This is a genomic window from Pseudomonas sp. MCal1, assembly GCF_026341415.1.
Classification (GTDB): Bacteria; Pseudomonadota; Gammaproteobacteria; order Pseudomonadales; family Pseudomonadaceae; genus Aquipseudomonas.
The window spans coordinates 131,092-150,760 of the sequence record NZ_JAKUMP010000012.1; the positions used below are offsets into that span (position 1 = coordinate 131,092).

Sequence of the window (19,669 nt, forward strand, 5' to 3'; positions counted from 1 at the left end):
TTCGTGACTGATACCGCGCCCGTCCGTCCGCCGAAGCCGCTCTACAGCAACGTCAGCCCGGCCGTGCCTTCGCCGTGCACCGGCGTCTGTCGGCTGGATGAGCAGAAGGTCTGCCGCGGCTGCATGCGCCATGTCGAAGACATCCGCGAGTGGCGTTCGGCCGATGACGAGCGCCGTCGGGTGATTTGTGCGCAGGCGGCTCAGCGCCGGCAGCTCGCCGGAGCGTAGCTTGTATATTTTTTGAGCTGTGATAGTGTCCGGAAACGCCTCAACCCATCGAGGCCTGGTGAGAACCCCGTCTTTTTTGGCGGGGTTTTGCTTTTTTTGTGTGCAGAAGAAAGGAGTCTGCCCGGATCATGACCGCACCTTCCATCACCCTTACCCGTCTGGACGTGCAACGTCTGGAGCGCCTGATCGACAGCCTGGATGACTCGCTGCCGGGCGTGATCGCGCTGCAAACCGAACTGGACCGCGCCGATACCCTGGTCGGTCACGATGAAGTGCCTGCCGATGTCGTGACGATGAATTCCCGTGTGCACTGCCGTGAAGAAAGCAGTGGCAAGGACTACCACCTGACCCTGGTCTACCCGAAGCACGCCAACGCCGACGAAGGCAAAGTCTCGATCCTGGCCCCGGTCGGCAGTGCGCTGCTGGGCCTCAAAGTCGGTCAGCACATCGACTGGCCGGCACCGGGTGGCAAGACCTTGAAACTGACCTTGCTGGAAGTCGAGTCGCAGCCGACCAACGGCGGCGACTTCCCGGAATAACCCGCCTCAGACCTGCTCGAGCGCCTCGTTCAGAGAGCGTTCCAGGTCGGCCTTGTAACGCAGATACAGATTGCTTGAACTCTGCCCGTCACCGATCACACCCGACAGGTCGAGGTCGGTGATGTAGCAGCGGTAGCGCTCGGTTTCCCGGCGCTGCCCGACGATCTCCCGGGCGACCACGCTGAACAGCTGGTCGCCATGTTCCAGCTCGCTGAATTCCCGTTGATTGCAATACAGCGTGACCTGCACTTCGCCGGGTGCGGCTTTACCGACGATCGCCTGCACGTCGTAGAACGGTTTGTTGACCGGCGTCTGCGGCGCCGGGCGCATTTCGACCCGTCGCGCGCGTCCCGGCCCTGATGGCAATAACTGGTAATACAAGATTTCAAGGCTGACGGCGTGGCCCGAGTCCATCGGCAGCAGTGCTTCGCGGCGGAACTGGATCGATTGCAGGAATCGCTGCAACGGCACCAACAGGCTTTGCTCGTCGTGATAGGGCAAGTGCTGCTGCCACAGCGCGTTGAACTCGTCGAGTACGTACAGTTCGGCGGTTTGTTCGGTGAGCCGGTAGAACACCTGAATGCATTCGGGCTGGCCCATCGGAAGGATCAGCGCCAGGTCGTGGTCTTCCAGCGCCATCGGATCCAGGTGCAGCGGGCTGTAGCGCGGCTGTTCCTCACCAAGGTAATCAAGCAGCGCCGGCAGGGTGGCGAGGGCCACATGGCTGACCTGGCCCGGCACCAGTTCCAGCACGTGATAGTGCTGCTGCACCTGGATCAGGTAGCGGTGATTCAAATCGCTTAACAGCAGTGTCTGCGCGGTGTCGACGATTTCTTCCACCCGGCGGGCGATGAACTGCGCGCGGTTGTGACAGAAGCAACGCACTCGCAGCGATGGCTGTTGCGGCCCGCGCGGCAGGTTGTTGAGGTAATCGCGCAGGCAGTCCATCAAGGCATGCGGACCGTCAAAGCGGTTGACCAGTACCTCGTTCCAGCTGTTGAGCGTGACCTGATCCAGGGTCAGCACCAGGTTCTCGCGCACACCGGCGTAGCTCAGCGAATCGGTACGCTCGGTGGTCATCAGGATGTTCAGGTCGCGGTGATGCTTGAGCGGGTCGACCCCGACATTCACCAGCATCAGCACTTCGCTCGGCACGGCGGCGCGCAGCAGCGGTTCTTCGGCAACGGTCGACAAGGGCAGGGCGATGCTCTGTTGCAGGCTGCCGAGCAGGTTGAACAGTTCGAATTCGCTCAGGTCGCTGGTGCCGGGGTGCAGGGCCAGTCGGGTGCTGCTGTCGATCACGCCGTTGCGGTGGCACCAGGTCAGCAGTTCCAGCAACTCGCGGCTGCGCTTGATCGGCGCGAAATGTTCCCACTCCAGCGCCGTCAGGCTGCCGTTGTACAGGCCCCACTGGGTTTGGCCCGGTTCCTTTTTGTTCGGCGATTGCACCAGGGTCAGGGTGTCTTCGGCCAGATCCGGGGCGATGCCGGGATTGATGAACTCGACCTTGTCCGCCTTGCGCTCGAACGCGGCGTACAGGCGCCGGCCGAGAACGTTGAGGTCGCGCTTGTTGATCAGGCTGACGGTCTGTTCGGTGCGGGCGAACTGGGTCAGAAAGCGGTAGCTGTAATTCAGCTCGTTGACCAGGGCCCGGCGCTCGGCGCTGACCTGGCGGACTTTCCACTGGCTGCGGCTGTCGAGCAGTGCCAGTTGCCGCTGGTCCCAATGCCATTCGCTGGCCAGTCGTTCCAGCAGTGAACGCTGCCAGCTCTGGGTGCGGGTGTTGCCGGTGAGCTTGCGGTTGACCTTGAGGTACAGCGCCCGGCGCACCAGTTCCAGACGCTCCGGTTCGTTGCGCGCCGTGAGGTATTCCTCGATCCGCCGGTAAACCACCATGTACGGGTCCAGCTCGTCGAGGTCCAGCCGGTTGGCGAATACGGCCTGCTTGAAGCGCAGGCTCAGGCATTGCACCTGTGGATGCTCGCTGGCGTAAACCTCGGTCAGCAGCAGCTTGAGCACCGACTTGTAAGGCGACTCGATACCCTTGAACAGTTGCCACAGCCCGGCGCCGACAAACTCGCCCGGCGGAATGTGCGCCATCGGCCCCAGGTCGAGGGTTTCATCGTTGCGGATAAACCGCTTGGAAATCAGGGTGTGGGTGTACGCGTCATAGGCGCGTTCTTCGTAGACCGGCACCAGCCACCAGATCGGCGTGCGCCCGGCGAGCCAGATCGCGGTGCGATAGAACTCGTCCAGCAGCAGATAGTGCTGGGTGGTGCCGCAATCTTCAGAGCTGAGCTGGGTGTCGCGGTCGCCTTTGACGAAGCGCACCGGGTCGATCAGGAAGAAATGCGCTTCTGCCCCCTGGCTGGCAGCCCAGGTTTCGAGCAACTGGCATTTCTTGCGCAGCTCGGCCAGTTCACTGTCGCTCAGGTCGGGGGCATGGCAGACCCAAACGTCCATGTCGCTTTGATCGGCCTGGGCCAGCGTGCCGAGGCTGCCCATCAGGAACAGCCCATGAATCGGTCGAGGCGGGTTGCTGCCGTGACGCGGTTTGTAGGAGAACGAGCGGGTCAGGCGCTGGGCTTCGGCCAGCGCGTCGGCATCCGGTTCGTAATTCGACAGCCCGGCCGGCGTACCGCCCGAGACATAACCGGGCAACAGCGGATGATTGACGTGAAAAAACAGCGGCAGCAGCGTCAGCACACTTTGCTGGCGCGTCGACAGGCCTTCCAGTGCCCGGTTCAGGCGACCTTCATTGAGTTTCAGAAAACGTGCACGTAGCTGGCTGAGTACCTTGCGGTCGATGCCTTCGTCCAGGTCGGGGCGGATTTCATGGGTGCGGGTCATGTCGGCTCAAACCGGCGCGCAGGGCTCGGAGGCAAGGGGTCTCGGGTGTCCGGGAGTTTAGCGCCTGAGCAGCAGGAGTTTTAAGCTGAATTTGTTTTTTTGACGTCAGATTTCCAACGTTGGGCGATGGGCAACGTTCATGGCTGGCCCGCGGAAATCCCGTGGCAGGGGTTTCCGTGGGCAAAGTCGGGAGGATCAGGCGTTTTGCTGCTCTTTGAGAATCGTCAGTACGGTTTGCACGTTTTGTGCGGCATCGCGACCGAGGCTGGTCAGGTAACCGCCATCAGGCTGGTCTGTCAGTTCTTTTTCAAACAGGCGTTGTGCGGCGGCAATGTGCTTCGGGGCAGCGGTCTGATGAATTTTCAGACCTTCCTGGGAACTGTCCAGGTTGAAGAGTGCGAGGACTTCCAGTTCGGCAACCAACTCAGGGGTAAGCGACATAAGGACTCCAGACTTTCTAGGAATTGGACGACAGCGCCCCTAAGGTGAACCTGCCGGCGCGGCCTGTCCAGTGCGCGTGTCAGGGTTTTTGTCCCGGGGTGGATTCCAGTGTAGTCAGGGGTCAGCAGAAGGCCGTGGAGATGGATGACAAATTGTGTGGGAGCAGGCCTGCTCCCACAGGGCGAGACCGGTTACTGCTTTTCCGGTGGCAGTTCCGGCAATGCGCGCAGCGCGGTTTCGTACCATTCGGTATCGAACGCGCGGTCATCGTCGAGCATCGAATCGATTTCGTAGGCCAGCACATGGGCCATCAGGTTCAGGATGTCTTCGCGCTCGTAGCCGACCAGCGTCAGCTTGTTGAAGGTTGCCTTGGCCGCTGGCGGGTTGTCGCTTTCGATCTGGTTCTCGATCGCTTCGATCAGCGTCGATTCGGTGAACTCTTCTTCATCATTGTCGATGTCAGTCGGCTCGCTCATGGCAGGCTCCTCAAGGAAAGGCGCCAGTTTACCCGCATTCAGCGGCGTGATGCTGCTGGCGAGAATCCCCCGGGCGATCTATAAACAGGCACTGCCCACCCCGCACGGCCTGGAGGCCATGTAATGTTCAAGCTCTATGGATTCTCCGTCAGCAACTACTACAACATGGTCAAACTGGCGCTGCTGGAAAAAGGCCTGCCGTTCGAAGAGGTCACGTTCTACCCGACGCCGACGCCTGAATCTCTGGCCATCAGCCCGCGCGGCAAGGTACCGGTGCTGGGGGCCGAGGGCGGTTACATCAACGAAACGATGGTGATGCTCGAATACCTCGAAAGCAGTCAGCAGGGTGTCCCGTTGTTACCGACCGAGCCGTTCGCCCGTGCCCAGGTGCTGGCAGTGGCCAAGGAAATCGAGCTGTATATCGAGCTGCCGGCCCGTGCCTGTTATGGCGAAGCGTTTTTCGGTACGGCGCTGCCGGAGGCGATCAAAGAGAAAACCAAGGCTGAATTGCTGCTGGGTTTTGCGGCGCTGGGACGTCACGGCAAGTTCGACCCGTATGTGGCGGGCGACAGCCTGAGCATTGCGGATTTGTACTTCCTCTACAGCGTGCCGCTGGCGGCTGCGGTGGGGCACAAACTGTTCGGTCTGGATTTGCTGGCGGAAATGCCGAAGGCCAGGGCGCTGCTGGAGCGGCTTGAGCAGAATCCGCACGTGCAGAAGATCGAGGCGGACAAGGATGCGGAGATGCCGGCGTTTTTGGCGATGATCGCGGCCAAAAAGTAAGTTTACTGGTGCTTTCGAGATGGCTTTCGCGAGCAGGCCCGCTCTCGCATTCGATCTGCTGCGAACACCGGGCAGATGTCCAATCGAGATCAATTGTGGGAGCGGGCCTGCTCGCGAAGCTTTCAGCTTTTAGCGGCTGGCGATCAACGCCTGGCCGCGAATCACGGCAGCCTTGACCTGCGCCGGCGCTGTGCCGCCGATGTGGTCACGGGCATTCACCGAGCCTTCCAGGGTCAGCACGGCGAACACGTCCTGTTCGATCTGATCGCTGAACTGACGCAGTTCTTCCAGGCTCATCTCGGCCAGATCCTTGCCGGTGTCGACGCCGTACTTCACCGCGTGACCGACGATCTCGTGGCAATCACGGAACGGCAGGCCACGGCGCACCAGGTAGTCGGCCAGGTCAGTGGCAGTGGAGAAACCGCGCAGCGCCGCTTCACGCATGATGGCGTGTTTCGGTTTGATCGCCGGGATCATGTCGGCGAAGGCACGCAGCGAGTCGCGCAGGGTGTCGGCGGCGTCGAACAGCGGTTCCTTATCTTCCTGGTTGTCCTTGTTGTAGGCCAGTGGCTGGCCTTTCATCAGGGTCAGCAGGCCCATCAGGGCGCCGAACACACGGCCGGTCTTGCCGCGTACCAGTTCCGGCACGTCGGGGTTTTTCTTTTGCGGCATGATCGAGCTGCCGGTGCAGAAGCGGTCCGGCAGATCGATGAACTGGAACTGCGCGCTGGTCCACAGCACCAGCTCTTCGGAGAAGCGCGACAGGTGCATCATCGCGATGCTTGCGGCGGAGCAGAATTCAATGGCGAAGTCCCGGTCGGACACGTTGTCCAGCGAGTTGCCGCCGACGGCGTCGAAGCCCAACAGTTGCGCGGTGTATTCGCGGTCGATCGGGTAGGTGGTACCGGCCAGCGCGGCGCTGCCCAGCGGCATGCGGTTGGTGCGCTTGCGGCAGTCGACCAGACGCTCGTAGTCGCGGCTGAGCATTTCGAACCAGGCCAGCATGTGGTGCCCGAAGGTCACAGGCTGAGCGGTCTGCAGGTGGGTGAAACCCGGCATGATGCTCGCGGCTTCGCGCTCGGCCTGCTCCAGCAGGCCTTTTTGCAGGCGGGTGATTTCGCTCAGGATCAGGTCGATCTCGTCACGCAGCCACAGGCGGATGTCGGTGGCGACCTGGTCATTGCGGCTGCGGCCGGTGTGCAGCTTCTTGCCGGTGATGCCGATGCGGTCGGTCAGGCGTGCTTCGATGTTCATGTGCACGTCTTCGAGGTCGACGCGCCAGTCGAACTGGCCTTCCTCGATTTCGCCCTGGATGGTCTTCAGGCCATCGATGATGCTGTCGCGCTCGGCATCCGTCAGCACGCCGACCTTGGCCAGCATGGTGGCATGGGCGATCGAGCCCATGATGTCGTGGCGATACAGGCGCTGGTCGAAAGTGACGGAGGCGGTGAAGCGGGCGACGAAGGCGTCGACGGGTTCACTGAAGCGGCCGCCCCAGGACTGATTGGTCTTGTCAGTGCTCATGAATTCGCTCGTATCGGCTTGAAGAAAGAAGGCGTGAAACGCTGGCGCGGATAATAACAGGGTTGCCAATCCTGTCGCTGACACTGGTCGATACGTTTTTTTCTCATGTCCTCCTCCATAGTCGCCGGTGTCTGCGGGGGATTTGCGCAAGGATATTTTTCGATTGAGCAATATCGGCCTGACGAGCGTCTACAGTAGGACATAGGGGTCGACGTGGCGGCGGATCGCGCAAAGGTCCGGCCACCGACTATAAGAAGAGAGAGGGGTGGGTGTATTGGCCATTGGCATACCCTGCGTAAAACGCAGTCGGCGACGGGCGTCAGTCGGTACGTTGCTCGTGTCGGCAAATATTGCCGGCCGACGTACGGCACTTTTTGACGCTCGCGCTAGTCTTAGCGTGGATCGCGGTGACGGACGTCACTCCACTTGTCTACGCTATCCTTGTGCGAGACTCACGCAGGAATCCAGCGCAATATGAATGTCCTGATCGTTGATGACGAACCACTGGCCCGCGAGCGCCTCGCCCGAATGGTGAGCGAGCTCGAGGGCTACACAGTCCTGGAGCCTAGCGCCACCAATGGCGAAGAGGCGTTGGCGCTGATCGACAGCCACAAGCCGGATATCGTGCTGCTCGATATTCGCATGCCGGGCCTCGATGGCCTGCAGGTGGCTGCCCGTCTGTGCGAACGCGAGACCCCGCCAGCCGTGGTGTTTTGCGCAGGTCCCGATGAATTTGCCGTGGAAGCCCTTCAGGCCAGCGCCGTGGGCTATGTGGTGAAACCCGTGCGAACCGAACATCTGCATGACGCCCTGAAACGGGCTGAACGTCCCAACCGGGCCCAGCTCTCGGCCCTGACCCGTCCTGCCGCCGAAAGCGGTAACGGCCCGCGCAGCCACATCAGCGCCCGCACCCGTAAAGGCATCGAACTGATCCCGCTGGATCAGGTGGTGTATTTCATTGCCGACCACAAATACGTGACCTTGCGCCACGAAGCCGGCGAAGTTCTTCTGGATGAGCCGCTCAAGGCACTGGAAGACGAATTCGGCGAGCGCTTCGTGCGGATCCACCGCAACGCGCTGGTCGCCCGCGACCGCATCGAGCGACTGCAACGCACACCGCTGGGCCACTTCCAGTTGTTCCTCAAGGGTCTGAACGGTGACGCGCTGATCGTCAGCCGCCGGCATGTGGCGGGCGTGCGCAAAATGATGCAGGGGCTTTAGGCCGCAGGCTCCGGGCGGTTCTTCGTTCTTTTCACCAGGCATTGCAGGCCAGGGAGGCCACGCCGTTTCTGATTCAGGTCAAAGTGGATTTGGCTGAGCTGTTATTATCCGCCGTATCTATTCAGTACGGATTGATCCATGTCCTCTCGCGAAATCCGCATCGCCACCCGCAAAAGTGCTCTGGCCCTCTGGCAGGCCGAATACGTCAAAGCTCGTCTGGAAGCAGCCCACCCGGGCCTGCTGGTGACGCTGGTGCCCATGGTCAGTCGTGGCGACAAGCTGCTTGATTCGCCCCTGTCGAAAATCGGCGGCAAGGGCCTTTTCGTTAAAGAACTGGAAACCGCGCTGCTGGAAAACGAAGCCGACATCGCCGTGCACTCGATGAAAGACGTGCCGATGGATTTCCCCGAAGGCCTCGGTCTGTTCTGCATCTGCGAGCGCGAAGATCCGCGTGACGCGTTTGTCTCCAATGCATATTCCAGCCTCGATGTATTGCCTGCCGGCAGCATCGTCGGTACCTCCAGCCTGCGTCGTCAGGCGCAGTTGCTGACCCGTCGTCCGGATCTGGAAATCCGTTTCCTGCGCGGCAACGTCAACACCCGTCTGGCCAAGCTTGACGCCGGCGAGTACGACGCGATCATCCTCGCGGCAGCTGGTCTGATCCGTCTTGGTTTCGAAGACCGCATCACCTCGGCCATCAGCGTCGACGACAGCCTGCCGGCCGGTGGCCAGGGCGCCGTCGGTATCGAGTGCCGCAGTGCCGACACGGAAATCCATGCCCTGCTCGCACCCCTGCATCACGCCGACACCGCTGACCGTGTCACGGCCGAGCGTGCCCTCAACAAACATCTGAATGGCGGCTGCCAGGTGCCGATCGCCTGCTACGCCGTGCTCGAAGGCGATCAATTGTGGCTGCGCGGTCTGGTGGGGGAACCGAGCGGCGGCAAGCTGCTCAGCGCACAGGCCCGTGCGCCGCGTGCCGCAGCCCAGACGCTGGGCGTGCAGGTGGCCGAAGACCTGCTCAGCCAGGGCGCCGACGATATTCTCAAGGCAGTCTACGGCGAGGCAGGTCACGAGTGACCGCTTGGCGCCTGCTGCTGACGCGCCCGGCGGAGGACTGTTCGGCGCTCGCCGCCGTGCTGGCCGAACAAGGGTTTTTCAGCAGCTGTCTGCCGCTTTTGGAAATTGCGCCACTGCCGGTCTCTGACACAATGCGCCACACGATCACGCTACTGCCGCGTTATAGCGCCGTGATCGTGGTCAGTAAGCCGGCGGCGCGGATCGCGGTGGATCTGCTCGATTCTCTGGGTCTGTCGACTCCGACGATGCCATGGTTCAGCGTGGGTGCAGCGACCGCCGCGATCCTTCGGGATCGGGGGCTGGATGTGAGCTTCCCGGACGCGGGCGACGACAGCGAAGCCTTGCTGCAATTGCCGCGTCTTCTGGCGGCGGTGGCCGTACACGGTTCGCAGGTGTTGATCCTGCGCGGGGAGGGCGGACGCGAATTGCTGGCCGAGCGCCTGCGCGCGCTTGGTGCTAGTGTCGAATATCTGGAGTTGTACCGTCGCGACCTGCCGGACTATGCGCCGCAGGAGCTGCCTCGCAGGATTGCAGCGGAACGCCTGAACGGGCTGGTGGTCAGCAGTGGACAGGGTTTCGAGCACCTGCGCCAACTGGCCGGCGATACCTGGCCTGTGCTTGCGCAGTTGCCGTTGTTTGTTCCAAGCCCAAGGGTTGCCGAGCAGGCCAGTGCCGCCGGGGCCCGAACAGTTGTGGATTGTCGCGGCGCGAGTGCCGCGGCTTTGCTGACGGCGTTACGGGAGCATCCCGTGCCCGTTCTCTAATGCAAAGGATGGATACGTGAGCGAAACAACCTTGCCTAAAGATGACGTTCAACCTGTGATCGATGCACCGGTTGATGCACCGCCACCGGCCGCCGAACCGCGCCGAGGCAACGGATTGGCCATTCTCGCGCTGCTGCTCGGCGCCGCCGGTGTTGCGGTGGGTGGCTGGGGTGTCTGGCAGGTGCGACACCTGCAGGCCAACACTCAAAATCAATTGAGTCAGGTTCAAGCGTTGAACGATCAGGCACAGACCCTGAAGCTCAACGAGCAACGACTGACCGAGCGTCTCGGGCAATTGCCCGGCGCCGATGAACTTGCCGATCGCCAGCGTCTGGTGACCCAGCTTCAGGGCGATCAGCAGCGCCTCAATCAGCGTCTGGAAACCGTCCTCGGCGCCAGCCGCAAGGACTGGCGTCTGGCCGAGGCCGAACACTTGCTGCGTCTGGCCAGTCTGCGTCTTTCCGCCCTGCAGGACATCAGCAGCGCTCAGGCACTGGTGCAGGGTGCCGACGAAATCCTGCGTGAGCAGAATGATCCCGGTTCGTTCGCCGCCCGCGAGCAAGTGGCGAAAACCCTTGTGGCGCTGCGCAGTACCGAACAGCCGGATCGCACCGGGCTGTTTCTGCGCCTGGGCGCCTTGCGCGATCAGGTCGTCGGTCTCACCGAGCTGGCGCCGGAATACAAGGATCGCGGCGATTCGCTGCTGGGCCTGACTTCCGACGGCGACGGCGCCAGTCGCTGGGCGCAGTGGTGGGATCAGATCTCGCGTTACATCCGCATCGATTTCAACGCTGACAAAAACGTCCGGCCGCTGCTTGCTGGCCAGAGTCTGAGTCAGGTGCGTCTGGCCCTGAGCCTTTCGCTCGAGCAGGCGCAATGGGCTGCGCTCAACGGCCAGGCGCCGGTGTACACCCAGGCCCTGGCCGAAGCGCGTGACGTCCTCACCGGCAACTTCAATCCGGACAACCCGCAGAGCAAAATCATGCTCGAGCAGGTCGCGGAACTGAGCAAGCAACCGGTTACCGTCAACACGCCGGATCTGGCCGGAACGTTGAGCGCGGTGCAGGCGTATCTGGAGCGCCGTAACGTCAACGCCGAGGAATCAGTGAAACCCTTCGCCAAACCGGCCGCGAGCACCGCTCAGGAGGCGACACCATGAAGCGCCTGTATGTGATCGTGTTTCTGGTGATCGCGGCAACGGCGGCGCTGGGCCTGGCGATTGCCGAGCATTCCGGTTACGTGCTGGTCGCCTACAAAAGCTTTCGTTATGAGTCGAGCCTGTGGGCAACCCTGGCGGTGGTCGCGGTGCTGTGGCTGCTGGTCTGGGGCATAAAGGCGCTGGTCGAGTTGGTGCTGACCTCCGGCGGCGTGGTCAATCCATGGTCGCGACGCAACCGCAGTCGCCGTGTACAGGTGGCGATCGAGCATGGTCAGCTCGACCTGGCCGAAGGTCGCTGGGCCAGTGCCCAGCGCCACCTTTACCGGGCCGCTGAAGCCGAGCGTCAACCGTTGCTGTATTACCTGGGCGCCGCTCGCGCCGCCAACGAGCAAGGCCACTACGAGGAAAGCGATCGCCTGCTGGAGCGCGCCCTCGAGCGTCAGCCGCAGGCCGAGCTGGCGATCGCCCTCAGCCATGCGCAGTTGCAGACCGATCGTGGCGATACCGATGGCGCGCTGGTCACTTTGCAGGCGATGCACGAGCGCCATCCGCACAATGTCCAGACTTTGCGTCAGTTGCAGCGCCTGCATCAGCAGCGCGGTGACTGGTCGTCCGTGATCCGGCTGTTGCCGGAGCTGCGCAAGGACAAAGTCCTGCCACCGGCTGAGCTGACCGAGCTCGAGCGTCGCGCCTGGGGAGAAAATCTGTCCCTGGCGGCCCAGCGTGAAGAGGATGGCGCAGTCGGTTTGCAGTCGCTCAACCGAGCCTGGCAGCAGCTGACTTCTGCCCAGCGCCAGGAACCGGCGCTGGTGCTGGCCTACGCCGAGCAGTTGCGCCAACTGGGCGCCCAGGTCGAAGCGGAAGAAGTGCTGCGCACGGCGCTCAAGCGCAAGTACGACAGCCATCTGGCGCGCCTTTACGGTCTGGTGCGCGGCAGTGATCCGGCGCGTCAGTTGCAGGCGGCTGAAGGCTGGCTCAAGGATCATCCGGGCGACGCCAGCCTGCTGCTGACGTTGGGGCGTTTGTGCCTGCAAGCCAGTCTGTGGGGCAAGGCGCGGGATTATCTGGAAAGCAGCCTGCGAGTGCAGCGTAATCCGGAGGCCTGCGCCGAGTTGGCTCGCCTGCTGGCCCGGTTGGGTGACACCGAGCGCAGCAATCTGCTGTTCCAGGAAGGGCTCGGGATGCTGGATGAACGCCTGCTGGCTGCGCCATTACCCGTAGCTGTTCGAGCGTGATCAGAAAGGAGGAGCGATGCTCCTCCTTTTTCTTCCGGTGACTGAATAGTTACCCGTAAATCCCTTCCTGAGCAAAGTCCTACAGTGGACTGCACCGAATCCTTCTGTGCTTGTCGGGATTTCCCTACACTTCTGATGAAGTGTCGCCAGTGACCTGCCTTGAAAGCCCGAGGCGCTTTCCTCTACCGTAACTGCCTGTCTTTATTTTTACGGATAAGCCATGTCTTTGGCCTGCTCACGCTCCCTGTTCTTTATGGCTTTCACTGCGGGGATTCTGGCCCTGGGAGCTTCCTATTACCTCGAATACGCGGTCGGTCTGGTGCCTTGCAGCCTGTGTCTGGTCCAGCGTCTGTTCATGAGTGTCCTCACCCTTTGTTGTGGTATGGCTGCGATCCATGGGCCGCAACGTGTCGGTCTGTCGCTGTATTGGGTGATGGCATTGTTGACCAGTCTTGGCGGCATGACGGCGGCCTGGCGGCAAGTGCTGTTGCAAAGTGATTCCCTGCAAAGACTGGCGCATTGCGGGCCCGGGCCGGAAGAGATGTTCAGCAGCCTGCCGTGGTTGTGCGCACTGATGCGCATGTTCAACGACACCGCCGATTGCGCGGAATTGTCCTGGACGCTGTTCGATCTGAGCATTCCGGAGTGGAGTCTGCTGTTTTTTGTGGGGATGTCGATCCTGGCTTTTTATCAGTTGCTGCGACAGGTCTGGATGGCATTGCAGCGACCGCTGCGCGGCCAACCGTCGCACCCGGCGCTGGTCAGGGATTAAACACTTGTATGAACTTTCTCTCCTGCGTACCTTGAAGCCATAGTCGTGCGGGCATAATCTGGCCCGCACGTGTCATTGGAATTGTGTTGCTCGATGACGCTCTGCCTGGCCGCCTCTCAAAGCATTAGCCACAAGAAGGGGCGCGGGTGTAGAGCAGCATGACCCACAAGGGAAGAGAGATCGCCATGCTCGAAAGTTGTCAGAATGCTCAGGAACGCTGGGGTGGAGTTCATCTGCTGATCGACCGCTGGCTGCAGGAGCGTGAGGAGTTGATCGCTGCCTATGACAAGCTGGGCGCCAAGCCTCAGGCGCTGTCCGAGGATCGAAAGCCCTTGCAGGAGTTCTGCGGCGTGCTGGTCGATTACGTCTCGGCCGGCCACTTCGAGATCTACGAACAGCTGACGGGCGAGGCCAAGGCCTTCAACGACAAGCGCGGCCTGGAACTGGCCGAGACGATCTACCCACGGATCGATGTCATCACCGAAAAGCTGCTCGCATTCAACGACCTTTGCGATGAAGGCAAATGCGTTGCTGAGAAATTCAAGGAGCTGGGCGGCCTGCTCCACGAGCGCTTCGAACTGGAAGACTGCCTGATCGAAGTGCTGCATACCGCACATAAGGAAGAGGATTCGGTTCAGGCCTGAATCCGGCCTCGCAAGAACCAGAAACGGTGCGCCCCAGGCGCACCGTTTTTTATTGGGCGATCAACTGGTCGCGCCGCGCAATTCCACTTCGAACACCAACGGTGTAAACGGCGCGATCAGGTCGCCGGCACCGTCAGCGCCATAAGCCTGATCCGACGGAATCACCAGACGCCACTTCGCGCCCACGGGCATGTTCTGTAGCGCCGTGCGCCAGCCGGCGATCACGCTGTCGAGATTGAACCACTGTGGTTGTGTGTTTTGATCGAACACGGTGCCATCCGGCAGTCGGCCGATATACAGCACCTGCACTTTTCCATCCGGGCCGGCCTTCGTGCCGTTCCCCGGCGAAAGCTCGGTCAGCAGGATGCCGTCGGCCAGCTCCTTCACACCCGGTTTGGCTTTTTCGGCGGTGAGAAAACGTCGCTCGTTTTCCATCGCGGCTTCAGTCGAAGGCATCGCTGCCTGCTCGGCTGTCTGCGATTCGTGATCGGCGAGGATCTGCTCGATGCGTGCCTCGCTCAGTGCCAGCGGTTTGCCTTGATAGGCCTGTTGCAGACCTTCGATCAACGCCTGGATCTGTAGCTGCGGCACTTCCTGGCGCAGCCGTTCACCGAGGCTGGCACCCAGGCTGTAAGCCAGATCGTGGGCATCGTTTGCAGTGTTTTTTTCGTCGGCCTGCGCCAAGGAAAAAATCATGCAGAGGGATAAAAAAAGGTAGCGCGACATGGGCACTCTCCGTCCTGAATTGCGGTGGATTATGCCAGCGCGAACGTCTGCAACGGTGAACTGCTTTTGCCAATGCGCAGAAGTTTTTCGCAAGCCTGCAACCGAGTGCTTTCGATACTGTCAACATGCCCTAGCGGCGGTAGCAGCAGAGGTCTAGTATGAGCCGCACTCACGTCAGCCAGGAGGTAAACCATGTCGGCCACCAAGAAGCCTGTAAACACTCCGTTGCATTTACTCCAACAACTCTCGGGCAGCTTGCTCGAGCATCTGGAAAACGCTTGCTCCCAAGCCTTGGCTGATGCTGAAAAACTGCTCGCCAAACTGGAAAAGCAGCGCGGCAAGGCACAAGAAAAGCTGCACAAATCCCGCACCAAATTGCAGGACGCAGCAGCGGCCGGTAAAGCCAAGGCGCAGACCAAGGCCAAGGCTGCCGTGAAGGAACTCGAAGATCTGCTTGATGCCCTGAAGGAGCGTCAGTCCGATACCCGCAGCTACATTCTGCAACTCAAGCGCGATGCCCAGGAAAGCCTGAAACTGGCCCAGGGTGTCGGTCGTGTTCAAGAGGCCGTCGGCAAGGCGTTGTCCCTGCGTTCGGCCAAACCGGCAGCGGCGCCTGCGAAAAAAGCGGCTGCCAAACCTGCTGCAAAAGCACCGGTCAAAGCCCCGGCAAAAGCGCCAGTGAAAGCCGCTGCAAAACCAGCCGCGAAGAAACCTGCAGCCGCCAGCGCTGCTAAACCTGCGGCCAAAACCACAGCAGCCAAACCAGCGACTTCCAAACCAGCTGCTGCCAAGCCGGCTGCTGCAAAACCAGCTGCCAAACCTGCGGCGAAAACCGCTGCTGCGAAGGCCGCTCCGGCAAGCACTGCCGCTGCGAAACCTGCTGCCAAGCCAGCCACCAAAGTGGCTGCAAAGCCGGCAGCAAAACCAGCCGCTAAAGCCGCTGCCAAACCAGCCGCCAAAACTGCTGCTGCCAAGCCTGCGGCGAAAACCGCTGCCAAACCTGCGGCGAAACCTGCTGCCAAAGCGGCGGCGAAACCTGCGGCGAAACCTGCTGCCAAAGCGGCGGCGAAACCTGCGGCAAAAGCTGCTGCCAAACCAGCCGCCAAACCGGCTGCCGCCGCGAAGCCTGCAACCACCGCAGCCAAGCCAGCGACCGCTGCCAAACCGGCCGCCAAGCCAGCAGCGAAACCTGCTGCAAAACCTGCGGTGAAAAAACCTGCCGCTGCCAAGCCAGCTGCCGCCAAGCCAGCAGCAAAACCAGCTGCAGCAAAACCTGCCACTGCGCCTGCTGCCAAACCTGCCGCACCGACAACCCCGGCTCCGACTGCAGCACCGGCACCGGCCGCCACTACCTCGACCACCGCAACCACGCCATCCCCGGCGCCGGTGTCGAGCGTCACCAGCAATCCGTCCAGCGCTTCCTAAGCGCCGGTCGCCGCGACGCGCAGCACTTGCAGCGCGTCGCGGTTCAGGTTGGCCGCCGGGCCGGCCAGCACGTTCAGCCAGTCACTCGATTCCTTGGAGTCACGCTTCCAGCCTTGCGCGGCGCCTTCAAGTCGCGACAGCAGTGCACGCTCCGCCTCCAGCTCCAGTCCCTTGATCTGCTCGCGCATGCCCTTGAGCACCGGATCGGTGTCGGCCAGGGTTTTCCACTGCGTGCGCAATGCGCGTAACGGCTGGACCACTTCCCGGTCCCAGGGCTCTGTCAGTTCCACAAGCTGCCGGGCGCGCACCTCGTCACAGGTCACATCGCGTTGTTCCAGCCATAAGCCGCATAGCATCAGGCACACGTTGGCTCCCGCCGATTGCAGGCGCAGGCAGGCATCCTCCACGCCAGGACGGGCGTAGACGGCAAGGGCAAAGCTCCACAGGTCAGAGGACATCGTGCTACTCGCGCCAGTTGCGGGGGAAGCTGGTAGACTCCGCCGCCATTATGATCCGACTTCAGAACCTGACTTTACAGCGTGGCCCGCAACGTCTGCTAGAAGACGCCGAGCTGACCCTGCACGCCGGCCAGAAAGCCGGCCTCATCGGTGCCAACGGCGCCGGCAAATCCAGCCTGTTCGCCTTGCTCCGCGGTGAGTTGCACCCGGACTCGGGCGACTGTCTGCTGCCGGCCGACTGGCGTATCGCCCACATGCGCCAGGAGGTCGATACGCTCGAACGCCTGGCGGTCGACTATGTGCTCGACGGTGACCTGCGTCTGCGCCAAGTGCAGCGCGAGCTCGCGGCAGCCGAAGAGGCCCACGACGGCACCGCGCTGGCGCGCCTGCACGCCGAACTCGACAGCGCCAATGGTTACACCGCCGATGCGCGAGCGCGCAAGTTGCTCGCCGGGCTCGGTTTCACCAACGAGCAGATGGATCGTCAGGTAGGAGATTTCTCCGGTGGCTGGCGGATGCGTCTGAACCTTGCGCAGGCTTTGATGTGCCCATCAGACCTGCTGCTGCTCGACGAACCGACCAACCACTTGGATCTCGACGCCATCATCTGGCTCGAAGAGTGGCTGAAAAGTTACCCCGGCACCTTGCTGCTGATTTCCCACGACCGGGATTTCCTCGATGAAGTGGTCGATCATGTGGCCCACGTCGATCAGCGCAAGCTGACGCTCTACCGTGGCGGCTACACCGCGTTCGAGCGCGCCCGTGCCGAACGTCTGGCCCAGCAACAACAGGCCTACGAGAAGCAGCAGGCGCAACGTGCGCACATGGAAAGCTACATCGCCCGCTTCAAGGCCCAGGCCACCAAGGCCCGTCAGGCTCAGAGCCGGATCAAGGCGCTGGAACGCATGGAAGAGCTGTCGGCGGCCCACGTCGATTCGCCGTTCGACTTCGTGTTTCGCGAGTCGACCAAGATCTCCAGCCCGCTGATCGACCTGTCTGATGCGCGCCTGGGTTATGGCGAGAAAACCGTGCTGGAGAAGGTCAAGCTGCAACTGACCCCCGGCGCGCGAATCGGCTTGCTCGGCCCCAACGGTGCAGGCAAGTCCACGCTGATCAAAAACCTCGCCGGTGAACTCGAACCACTGGCCGGGCGCCTGACTCGCGGTGAGAACACTGTGGTCGGCTACTTCGCCCAGCATCAGCTCGACTCTCTGGATGCCAAGGCCAGCCCGTTGCTGCACTTGCAGCGTCTGGCGCCAACCGAGCGCGAGCAGACCCTGCGCGACTTCCTCGGTGGTTTCGACTTCCGCGGTGCGCGGATCGACGAGCCGGTGCTGAATTTCTCCGGTGGCGAAAAGGCCCGTTTGGCCCTGGCGCTGATCGCCTGGGAGCGGCCGAACCTGTTGCTGCTCGACGAACCGACCAACCACCTGGATCTGGAAATGCGCCTGGCGCTGACCATGGCGTTGCAGGAGTTCAGTGGTGCGGTGCTGGTGGTTTCCCACGATCGGCATCTGCTCAAGAGCACCACCGACAACTTCTTCCTGGTCGCGGACGGCGAGGTCGAAGAGTTCGACGGCGATCTTGAGGATTACGCTCGTTGGCTGGTCGAATACCGCCAGCGCAACGCCCCGGTCAGCAACACGCCGGTCAATCCGGACAAGACTGACAAGAAGGCCCAGCGGCAGGCCGCCGCTGCGTTGCGTCAGCAACTGGCGCCGCACAAGCGCGAGGCTGACAAACTCGAAGCCGAGCTCGGCAAGCTGCACGAGAAGCTGGCGAAGGTCGATGCCAGCCTTGGCGACAGCGACATCTACGAGCCGGCGCGCAAGAGCGAATTGCGTGATCTGCTGGCCGAGCAGGCCAAGCTGAAAGTCCGCGAAGGCGAACTTGAAGAAGCGTGGATGCAAGCCCTGGAAACGCTGGAAAGCATGCAGGCGGAGCTGGAGGCGTTGTCCTGATGGAAGCCTTCAAACTTCCATTGCCGGCCATGTGGGTCGAGCCGATCTGGCTCGGCGTGCAGATTCTGCTGATCCTGCTGGCCGGCTACTTCGCCCAGCGTGTCGTCGCCCGATTCCTGACCCGCCTGGGCGAGAAGTATCCGTTCCCGCCGCAGCTGCTGATGCCGCTGCGCGGCGGTCTGCGCTGGCTGATCATGGGCAGTGCGCTGATCTTCGTGCTGGAACGCCTTGGAGTCTCGGCCACGGTGCTCTGGACTGCGTTGTCGGGCTTCGTCGCGGTGGCGGCGGTGGCCTTTTTCGCGATGTGGAGCGTGCTGTCGAACCTGCTCTGCGCAATTCTGATCTTCACCGTCGGTCCGTTTCGTCTCGGCGACGTTGTCGAACTGGTGGACACCACCGACAAGCCCGGCGTCAAAGGTCGGGTGGTAGCGATCAATCTGCTCTACACCACCTTGATCGAAGCCGAAGAACTCGGCACCGGCAGCGCCATGGTGCAAGTGCCCAACAGCCTGTTCTTCCAGCGTTCGGTGCGACGCTGGCGCGGCACGGATGTGTTCCCTTCCAGCGGTTTCGAAAAGTGATCGCGCGCCGGCCGCGTTGGTCGGCGGCCGCAACATCCTGCAAAAAATCGGTAGTCATCCAGCCAAATCCGCATTAGCTTTGAGGATTGTCACGAGTCCGAAGTCGAGGTGTGCGATGGAGCTTCAAACATGGCTGGCGTTTTTTGCCGCCTGCTGGGTGATCAGCCTTTCTCCGGGTGCCGGCGCCATTGCGTCGATGTCCAGCGGCCTGCAATACGGTTTCTGGCGCGGCTACTGGAATGCCCTGGGCCTGCAGATCGGCCTGGCTGTGCAGATCGCCATCGTCGGCGCCGGTGTCGGCGCGATTCTCACCGCTTCGGCCACCGCATTCCACGCGATCAAATGGTTCGGTGTCGCCTACCTGGTTTATCTCGCGATCAAGCAGTGGCGCGCACTGCCGATGGACATGAGTGACGACGCGGCGGTCCGGCCGATCGGCAAACCGCTGGCCCTGGTGTTCCGTGGCTTTCTGGTGAACATCAGCAACCCCAAGGCCCTGGTGTTCATGCTGGCGGTGCTGCCGCAGTTCATCAATCCGCATGCGCCGCTGTTGATCCAGTACGTGGTGATCGGCGTGACCATGATTGCGGTCGACCTGATCGTCATGGCCGGCTACACCGGTCTGGCTTCGAAGGTGCTGCGCCTGTTGCGCACACCGACTCAGCAGAGACGCATGAACCGCACGTTTGCCGGGCTGTTCATTGGCGCCGCGGCGTTCATGGCGACGTTGCGCAAAGCTGCTGCGTAAAGCGTACAGGCACAAAAAAGGCGACCTTTGCAGGTCGCCTTTTTCGTTTCCGAC

The 19,669-nt window shown here is 61.9% G+C and carries 20 protein-coding genes; 14 read left to right on the forward strand and 6 right to left on the reverse strand.

The genetic code is table 11. The annotated features are described in order from the left end of the window. The first annotated feature begins 3 nt into the window (after positions 1–3). Positions 4–228, forward strand: a complete 225-nt coding sequence (locus MKZ87_RS20520; protein ID WP_085696858.1) for a DUF1289 domain-containing protein — start codon at positions 4–6, stop codon at positions 226–228. A 128-nt stretch (positions 229–356) separates the two neighbouring features. Beyond that, positions 357–767 carry a nucleoside diphosphate kinase regulator gene (gene rnk / locus MKZ87_RS20525; RefSeq protein WP_266201906.1) on the forward strand — a complete coding sequence of 137 codons (411 nt, stop codon included), beginning with the start codon at positions 357–359 and terminating at the stop codon, positions 765–767. A gap of 6 nt (positions 768–773) precedes the next feature. On the opposite strand, the gene MKZ87_RS20530 is transcribed toward rnk, so the two are convergent. From MKZ87_RS20530 to MKZ87_RS20540, 3 genes are all read right to left on the reverse strand, one after another. Then, a complete protein-coding gene (locus MKZ87_RS20530) occupies positions 774–3,617 on the reverse strand; it encodes a class I adenylate cyclase (protein ID WP_234206136.1) in 2,844 nt (947 codons plus the stop codon). A gap of 195 nt (positions 3,618–3,812) precedes the next feature. Continuing rightward, entirely contained in the window at positions 3,813–4,058 is a 246-nt protein-coding gene (locus MKZ87_RS20535; protein WP_085696861.1) for a TIGR02647 family protein, read from the reverse strand. A gap of 191 nt (positions 4,059–4,249) precedes the next feature. After that, complete coding sequence (locus MKZ87_RS20540) at positions 4,250–4,534, reverse strand: hypothetical protein (RefSeq protein WP_085702337.1); 285 nt, start codon at positions 4,532–4,534, stop codon at positions 4,250–4,252. Positions 4,535–4,657: 123 nt separating this feature from the next. Between MKZ87_RS20540 and MKZ87_RS20545 the strand changes: the two genes are divergently transcribed. Continuing rightward, positions 4,658–5,317: a glutathione S-transferase family protein gene (locus MKZ87_RS20545; protein WP_085702338.1), complete on the forward strand. Its 660-nt coding sequence runs from the start codon at positions 4,658–4,660 to the stop codon at positions 5,315–5,317. Between the two features lie 129 nt (positions 5,318–5,446). Here the strand turns inward: MKZ87_RS20545 and argH are convergent, their stop codons facing one another. Then, entirely contained in the window at positions 5,447–6,841 is a 1,395-nt protein-coding gene (gene argH, locus MKZ87_RS20550) for an argininosuccinate lyase (RefSeq protein ID WP_266201907.1), read from the reverse strand. A gap of 474 nt (positions 6,842–7,315) precedes the next feature. Here argH and MKZ87_RS20560 point away from each other — a divergent pair, with 474 nt between their 5' ends. The 7 genes from MKZ87_RS20560 to MKZ87_RS20590 all read left to right on the forward strand — a co-directional run bounded on the left by MKZ87_RS20560 (position 7,316) and on the right by MKZ87_RS20590 (position 13,716). After that, on the forward strand, positions 7,316–8,062 hold the full coding sequence (locus tag MKZ87_RS20560; protein ID WP_085696865.1) for a LytR/AlgR family response regulator transcription factor: 747 nt from the start codon (positions 7,316–7,318) through the stop codon (positions 8,060–8,062). Between the two features lie 138 nt (positions 8,063–8,200). Further along, entirely contained in the window at positions 8,201–9,142 is a 942-nt protein-coding gene (hemC, locus tag MKZ87_RS20565) for a hydroxymethylbilane synthase (protein WP_227233879.1), read from the forward strand. Continuing rightward, a complete protein-coding gene (locus MKZ87_RS20570; RefSeq protein ID WP_266201908.1) occupies positions 9,139–9,906 on the forward strand; it encodes a uroporphyrinogen-III synthase in 768 nt (255 codons plus the stop codon). The genes hemC and MKZ87_RS20570 overlap by 4 nt, the downstream gene beginning before the upstream one ends. A gap of 16 nt (positions 9,907–9,922) precedes the next feature. Further along, positions 9,923–11,065 carry a uroporphyrinogen-III C-methyltransferase gene (locus tag MKZ87_RS20575; RefSeq protein WP_085696868.1) on the forward strand — a complete coding sequence of 381 codons (1,143 nt, stop codon included), beginning with the start codon at positions 9,923–9,925 and terminating at the stop codon, positions 11,063–11,065. Then, a complete protein-coding gene (locus MKZ87_RS20580; RefSeq protein ID WP_085696869.1) occupies positions 11,062–12,300 on the forward strand; it encodes a heme biosynthesis protein HemY in 1,239 nt (412 codons plus the stop codon). Before MKZ87_RS20575 ends, MKZ87_RS20580 begins: the two co-directional genes overlap by 4 nt. A 220-nt stretch (positions 12,301–12,520) precedes the next feature. Next, entirely contained in the window at positions 12,521–13,072 is a 552-nt protein-coding gene (locus MKZ87_RS20585) for a disulfide bond formation protein B (RefSeq protein WP_085696870.1), read from the forward strand. Between the two features lie 185 nt (positions 13,073–13,257). After that, positions 13,258–13,716, forward strand: coding sequence for an Rsd/AlgQ family anti-sigma factor (locus MKZ87_RS20590; protein WP_007951863.1), 459 nt, complete (start codon positions 13,258–13,260; stop codon positions 13,714–13,716). Between the two features lie 60 nt (positions 13,717–13,776). On the opposite strand, the gene MKZ87_RS20595 is transcribed toward MKZ87_RS20590, so the two are convergent. Next, entirely contained in the window at positions 13,777–14,442 is a 666-nt protein-coding gene (locus tag MKZ87_RS20595; protein ID WP_085696871.1) for an FKBP-type peptidyl-prolyl cis-trans isomerase, read from the reverse strand. A 192-nt stretch (positions 14,443–14,634) separates the two neighbouring features. Between MKZ87_RS20595 and MKZ87_RS20600 the strand changes: the two genes are divergently transcribed. Beyond that, positions 14,635–15,867: an AlgP family protein gene (locus MKZ87_RS20600; protein ID WP_266201909.1), complete on the forward strand. Its 1,233-nt coding sequence runs from the start codon at positions 14,635–14,637 to the stop codon at positions 15,865–15,867. On the opposite strand, the gene MKZ87_RS20605 is transcribed toward MKZ87_RS20600, so the two are convergent. Then, complete coding sequence (locus MKZ87_RS20605; protein WP_085696873.1) at positions 15,864–16,325, reverse strand: TIGR02444 family protein; 462 nt, start codon at positions 16,323–16,325, stop codon at positions 15,864–15,866. The genes MKZ87_RS20600 and MKZ87_RS20605 overlap by 4 nt on opposite strands. 50 nt (positions 16,326–16,375) lie before the next feature. Here MKZ87_RS20605 and MKZ87_RS20610 point away from each other — a divergent pair, with 50 nt between their 5' ends. From MKZ87_RS20610 to MKZ87_RS20620, 3 genes are all read left to right on the forward strand, one after another. Then, complete coding sequence (locus tag MKZ87_RS20610; RefSeq protein ID WP_266201910.1) at positions 16,376–18,286, forward strand: ATP-binding cassette domain-containing protein; 1,911 nt, start codon at positions 16,376–16,378, stop codon at positions 18,284–18,286. Beyond that, the gene (locus MKZ87_RS20615) at positions 18,286–18,867 is read left to right on the forward strand and encodes a mechanosensitive ion channel family protein (RefSeq protein WP_011336505.1); all 582 of its coding nucleotides are present in this window, start codon (positions 18,286–18,288) and stop codon (positions 18,865–18,867) included. The genes MKZ87_RS20610 and MKZ87_RS20615 overlap by 1 nt, the downstream gene beginning before the upstream one ends. 115 nt (positions 18,868–18,982) lie before the next feature. Beyond that, complete coding sequence (locus MKZ87_RS20620) at positions 18,983–19,615, forward strand: LysE family transporter (RefSeq protein ID WP_064600316.1); 633 nt, start codon at positions 18,983–18,985, stop codon at positions 19,613–19,615. Positions 19,616–19,669: the final 54 nt, after the last annotated feature.

What these genes read in the sequence shown, in the direction of transcription:
- MKZ87_RS20535 (WP_085696861.1), bottom strand. Translation starts at nt 4,058, where the DNA reads ATGTCGCTTACCCCTGAGTTGGTTGCCGAACTGGAAGTCCTCGCACTC.
- MKZ87_RS20610 (WP_266201910.1), top strand. Translation starts at nt 16,376, where the DNA reads ATGATCCGACTTCAGAACCTGACTTTACAGCGTGGCCCGCAACGTCTG.
- MKZ87_RS20605 (WP_085696873.1), bottom strand. Translation starts at nt 16,325, where the DNA reads ATGTCCTCTGACCTGTGGAGCTTTGCCCTTGCCGTCTACGCCCGTCCT.
- MKZ87_RS20615 (WP_011336505.1), top strand. Translation starts at nt 18,286, where the DNA reads ATGGAAGCCTTCAAACTTCCATTGCCGGCCATGTGGGTCGAGCCGATC.
- hemC (WP_227233879.1), top strand. Translation starts at nt 8,201, where the DNA reads ATGTCCTCTCGCGAAATCCGCATCGCCACCCGCAAAAGTGCTCTGGCC.
- MKZ87_RS20580 (WP_085696869.1), top strand. Translation starts at nt 11,062, where the DNA reads ATGAAGCGCCTGTATGTGATCGTGTTTCTGGTGATCGCGGCAACGGCG.
- MKZ87_RS20590 (WP_007951863.1), top strand. Translation starts at nt 13,258, where the DNA reads ATGCTCGAAAGTTGTCAGAATGCTCAGGAACGCTGGGGTGGAGTTCAT.
- MKZ87_RS20540 (WP_085702337.1), bottom strand. Translation starts at nt 4,534, where the DNA reads ATGAGCGAGCCGACTGACATCGACAATGATGAAGAAGAGTTCACCGAA.
- MKZ87_RS20530 (WP_234206136.1), bottom strand. Translation starts at nt 3,617, where the DNA reads ATGACCCGCACCCATGAAATCCGCCCCGACCTGGACGAAGGCATCGAC.
- MKZ87_RS20600 (WP_266201909.1), top strand. Translation starts at nt 14,635, where the DNA reads ATGTCGGCCACCAAGAAGCCTGTAAACACTCCGTTGCATTTACTCCAA.
- rnk (WP_266201906.1), top strand. Translation starts at nt 357, where the DNA reads ATGACCGCACCTTCCATCACCCTTACCCGTCTGGACGTGCAACGTCTG.
- MKZ87_RS20620 (WP_064600316.1), top strand. Translation starts at nt 18,983, where the DNA reads ATGGAGCTTCAAACATGGCTGGCGTTTTTTGCCGCCTGCTGGGTGATC.
- MKZ87_RS20560 (WP_085696865.1), top strand. Translation starts at nt 7,316, where the DNA reads ATGAATGTCCTGATCGTTGATGACGAACCACTGGCCCGCGAGCGCCTC.
- MKZ87_RS20585 (WP_085696870.1), top strand. Translation starts at nt 12,521, where the DNA reads ATGTCTTTGGCCTGCTCACGCTCCCTGTTCTTTATGGCTTTCACTGCG.
- argH (WP_266201907.1), bottom strand. Translation starts at nt 6,841, where the DNA reads ATGAGCACTGACAAGACCAATCAGTCCTGGGGCGGCCGCTTCAGTGAA.
- MKZ87_RS20545 (WP_085702338.1), top strand. Translation starts at nt 4,658, where the DNA reads ATGTTCAAGCTCTATGGATTCTCCGTCAGCAACTACTACAACATGGTC.
- MKZ87_RS20595 (WP_085696871.1), bottom strand. Translation starts at nt 14,442, where the DNA reads ATGTCGCGCTACCTTTTTTTATCCCTCTGCATGATTTTTTCCTTGGCG.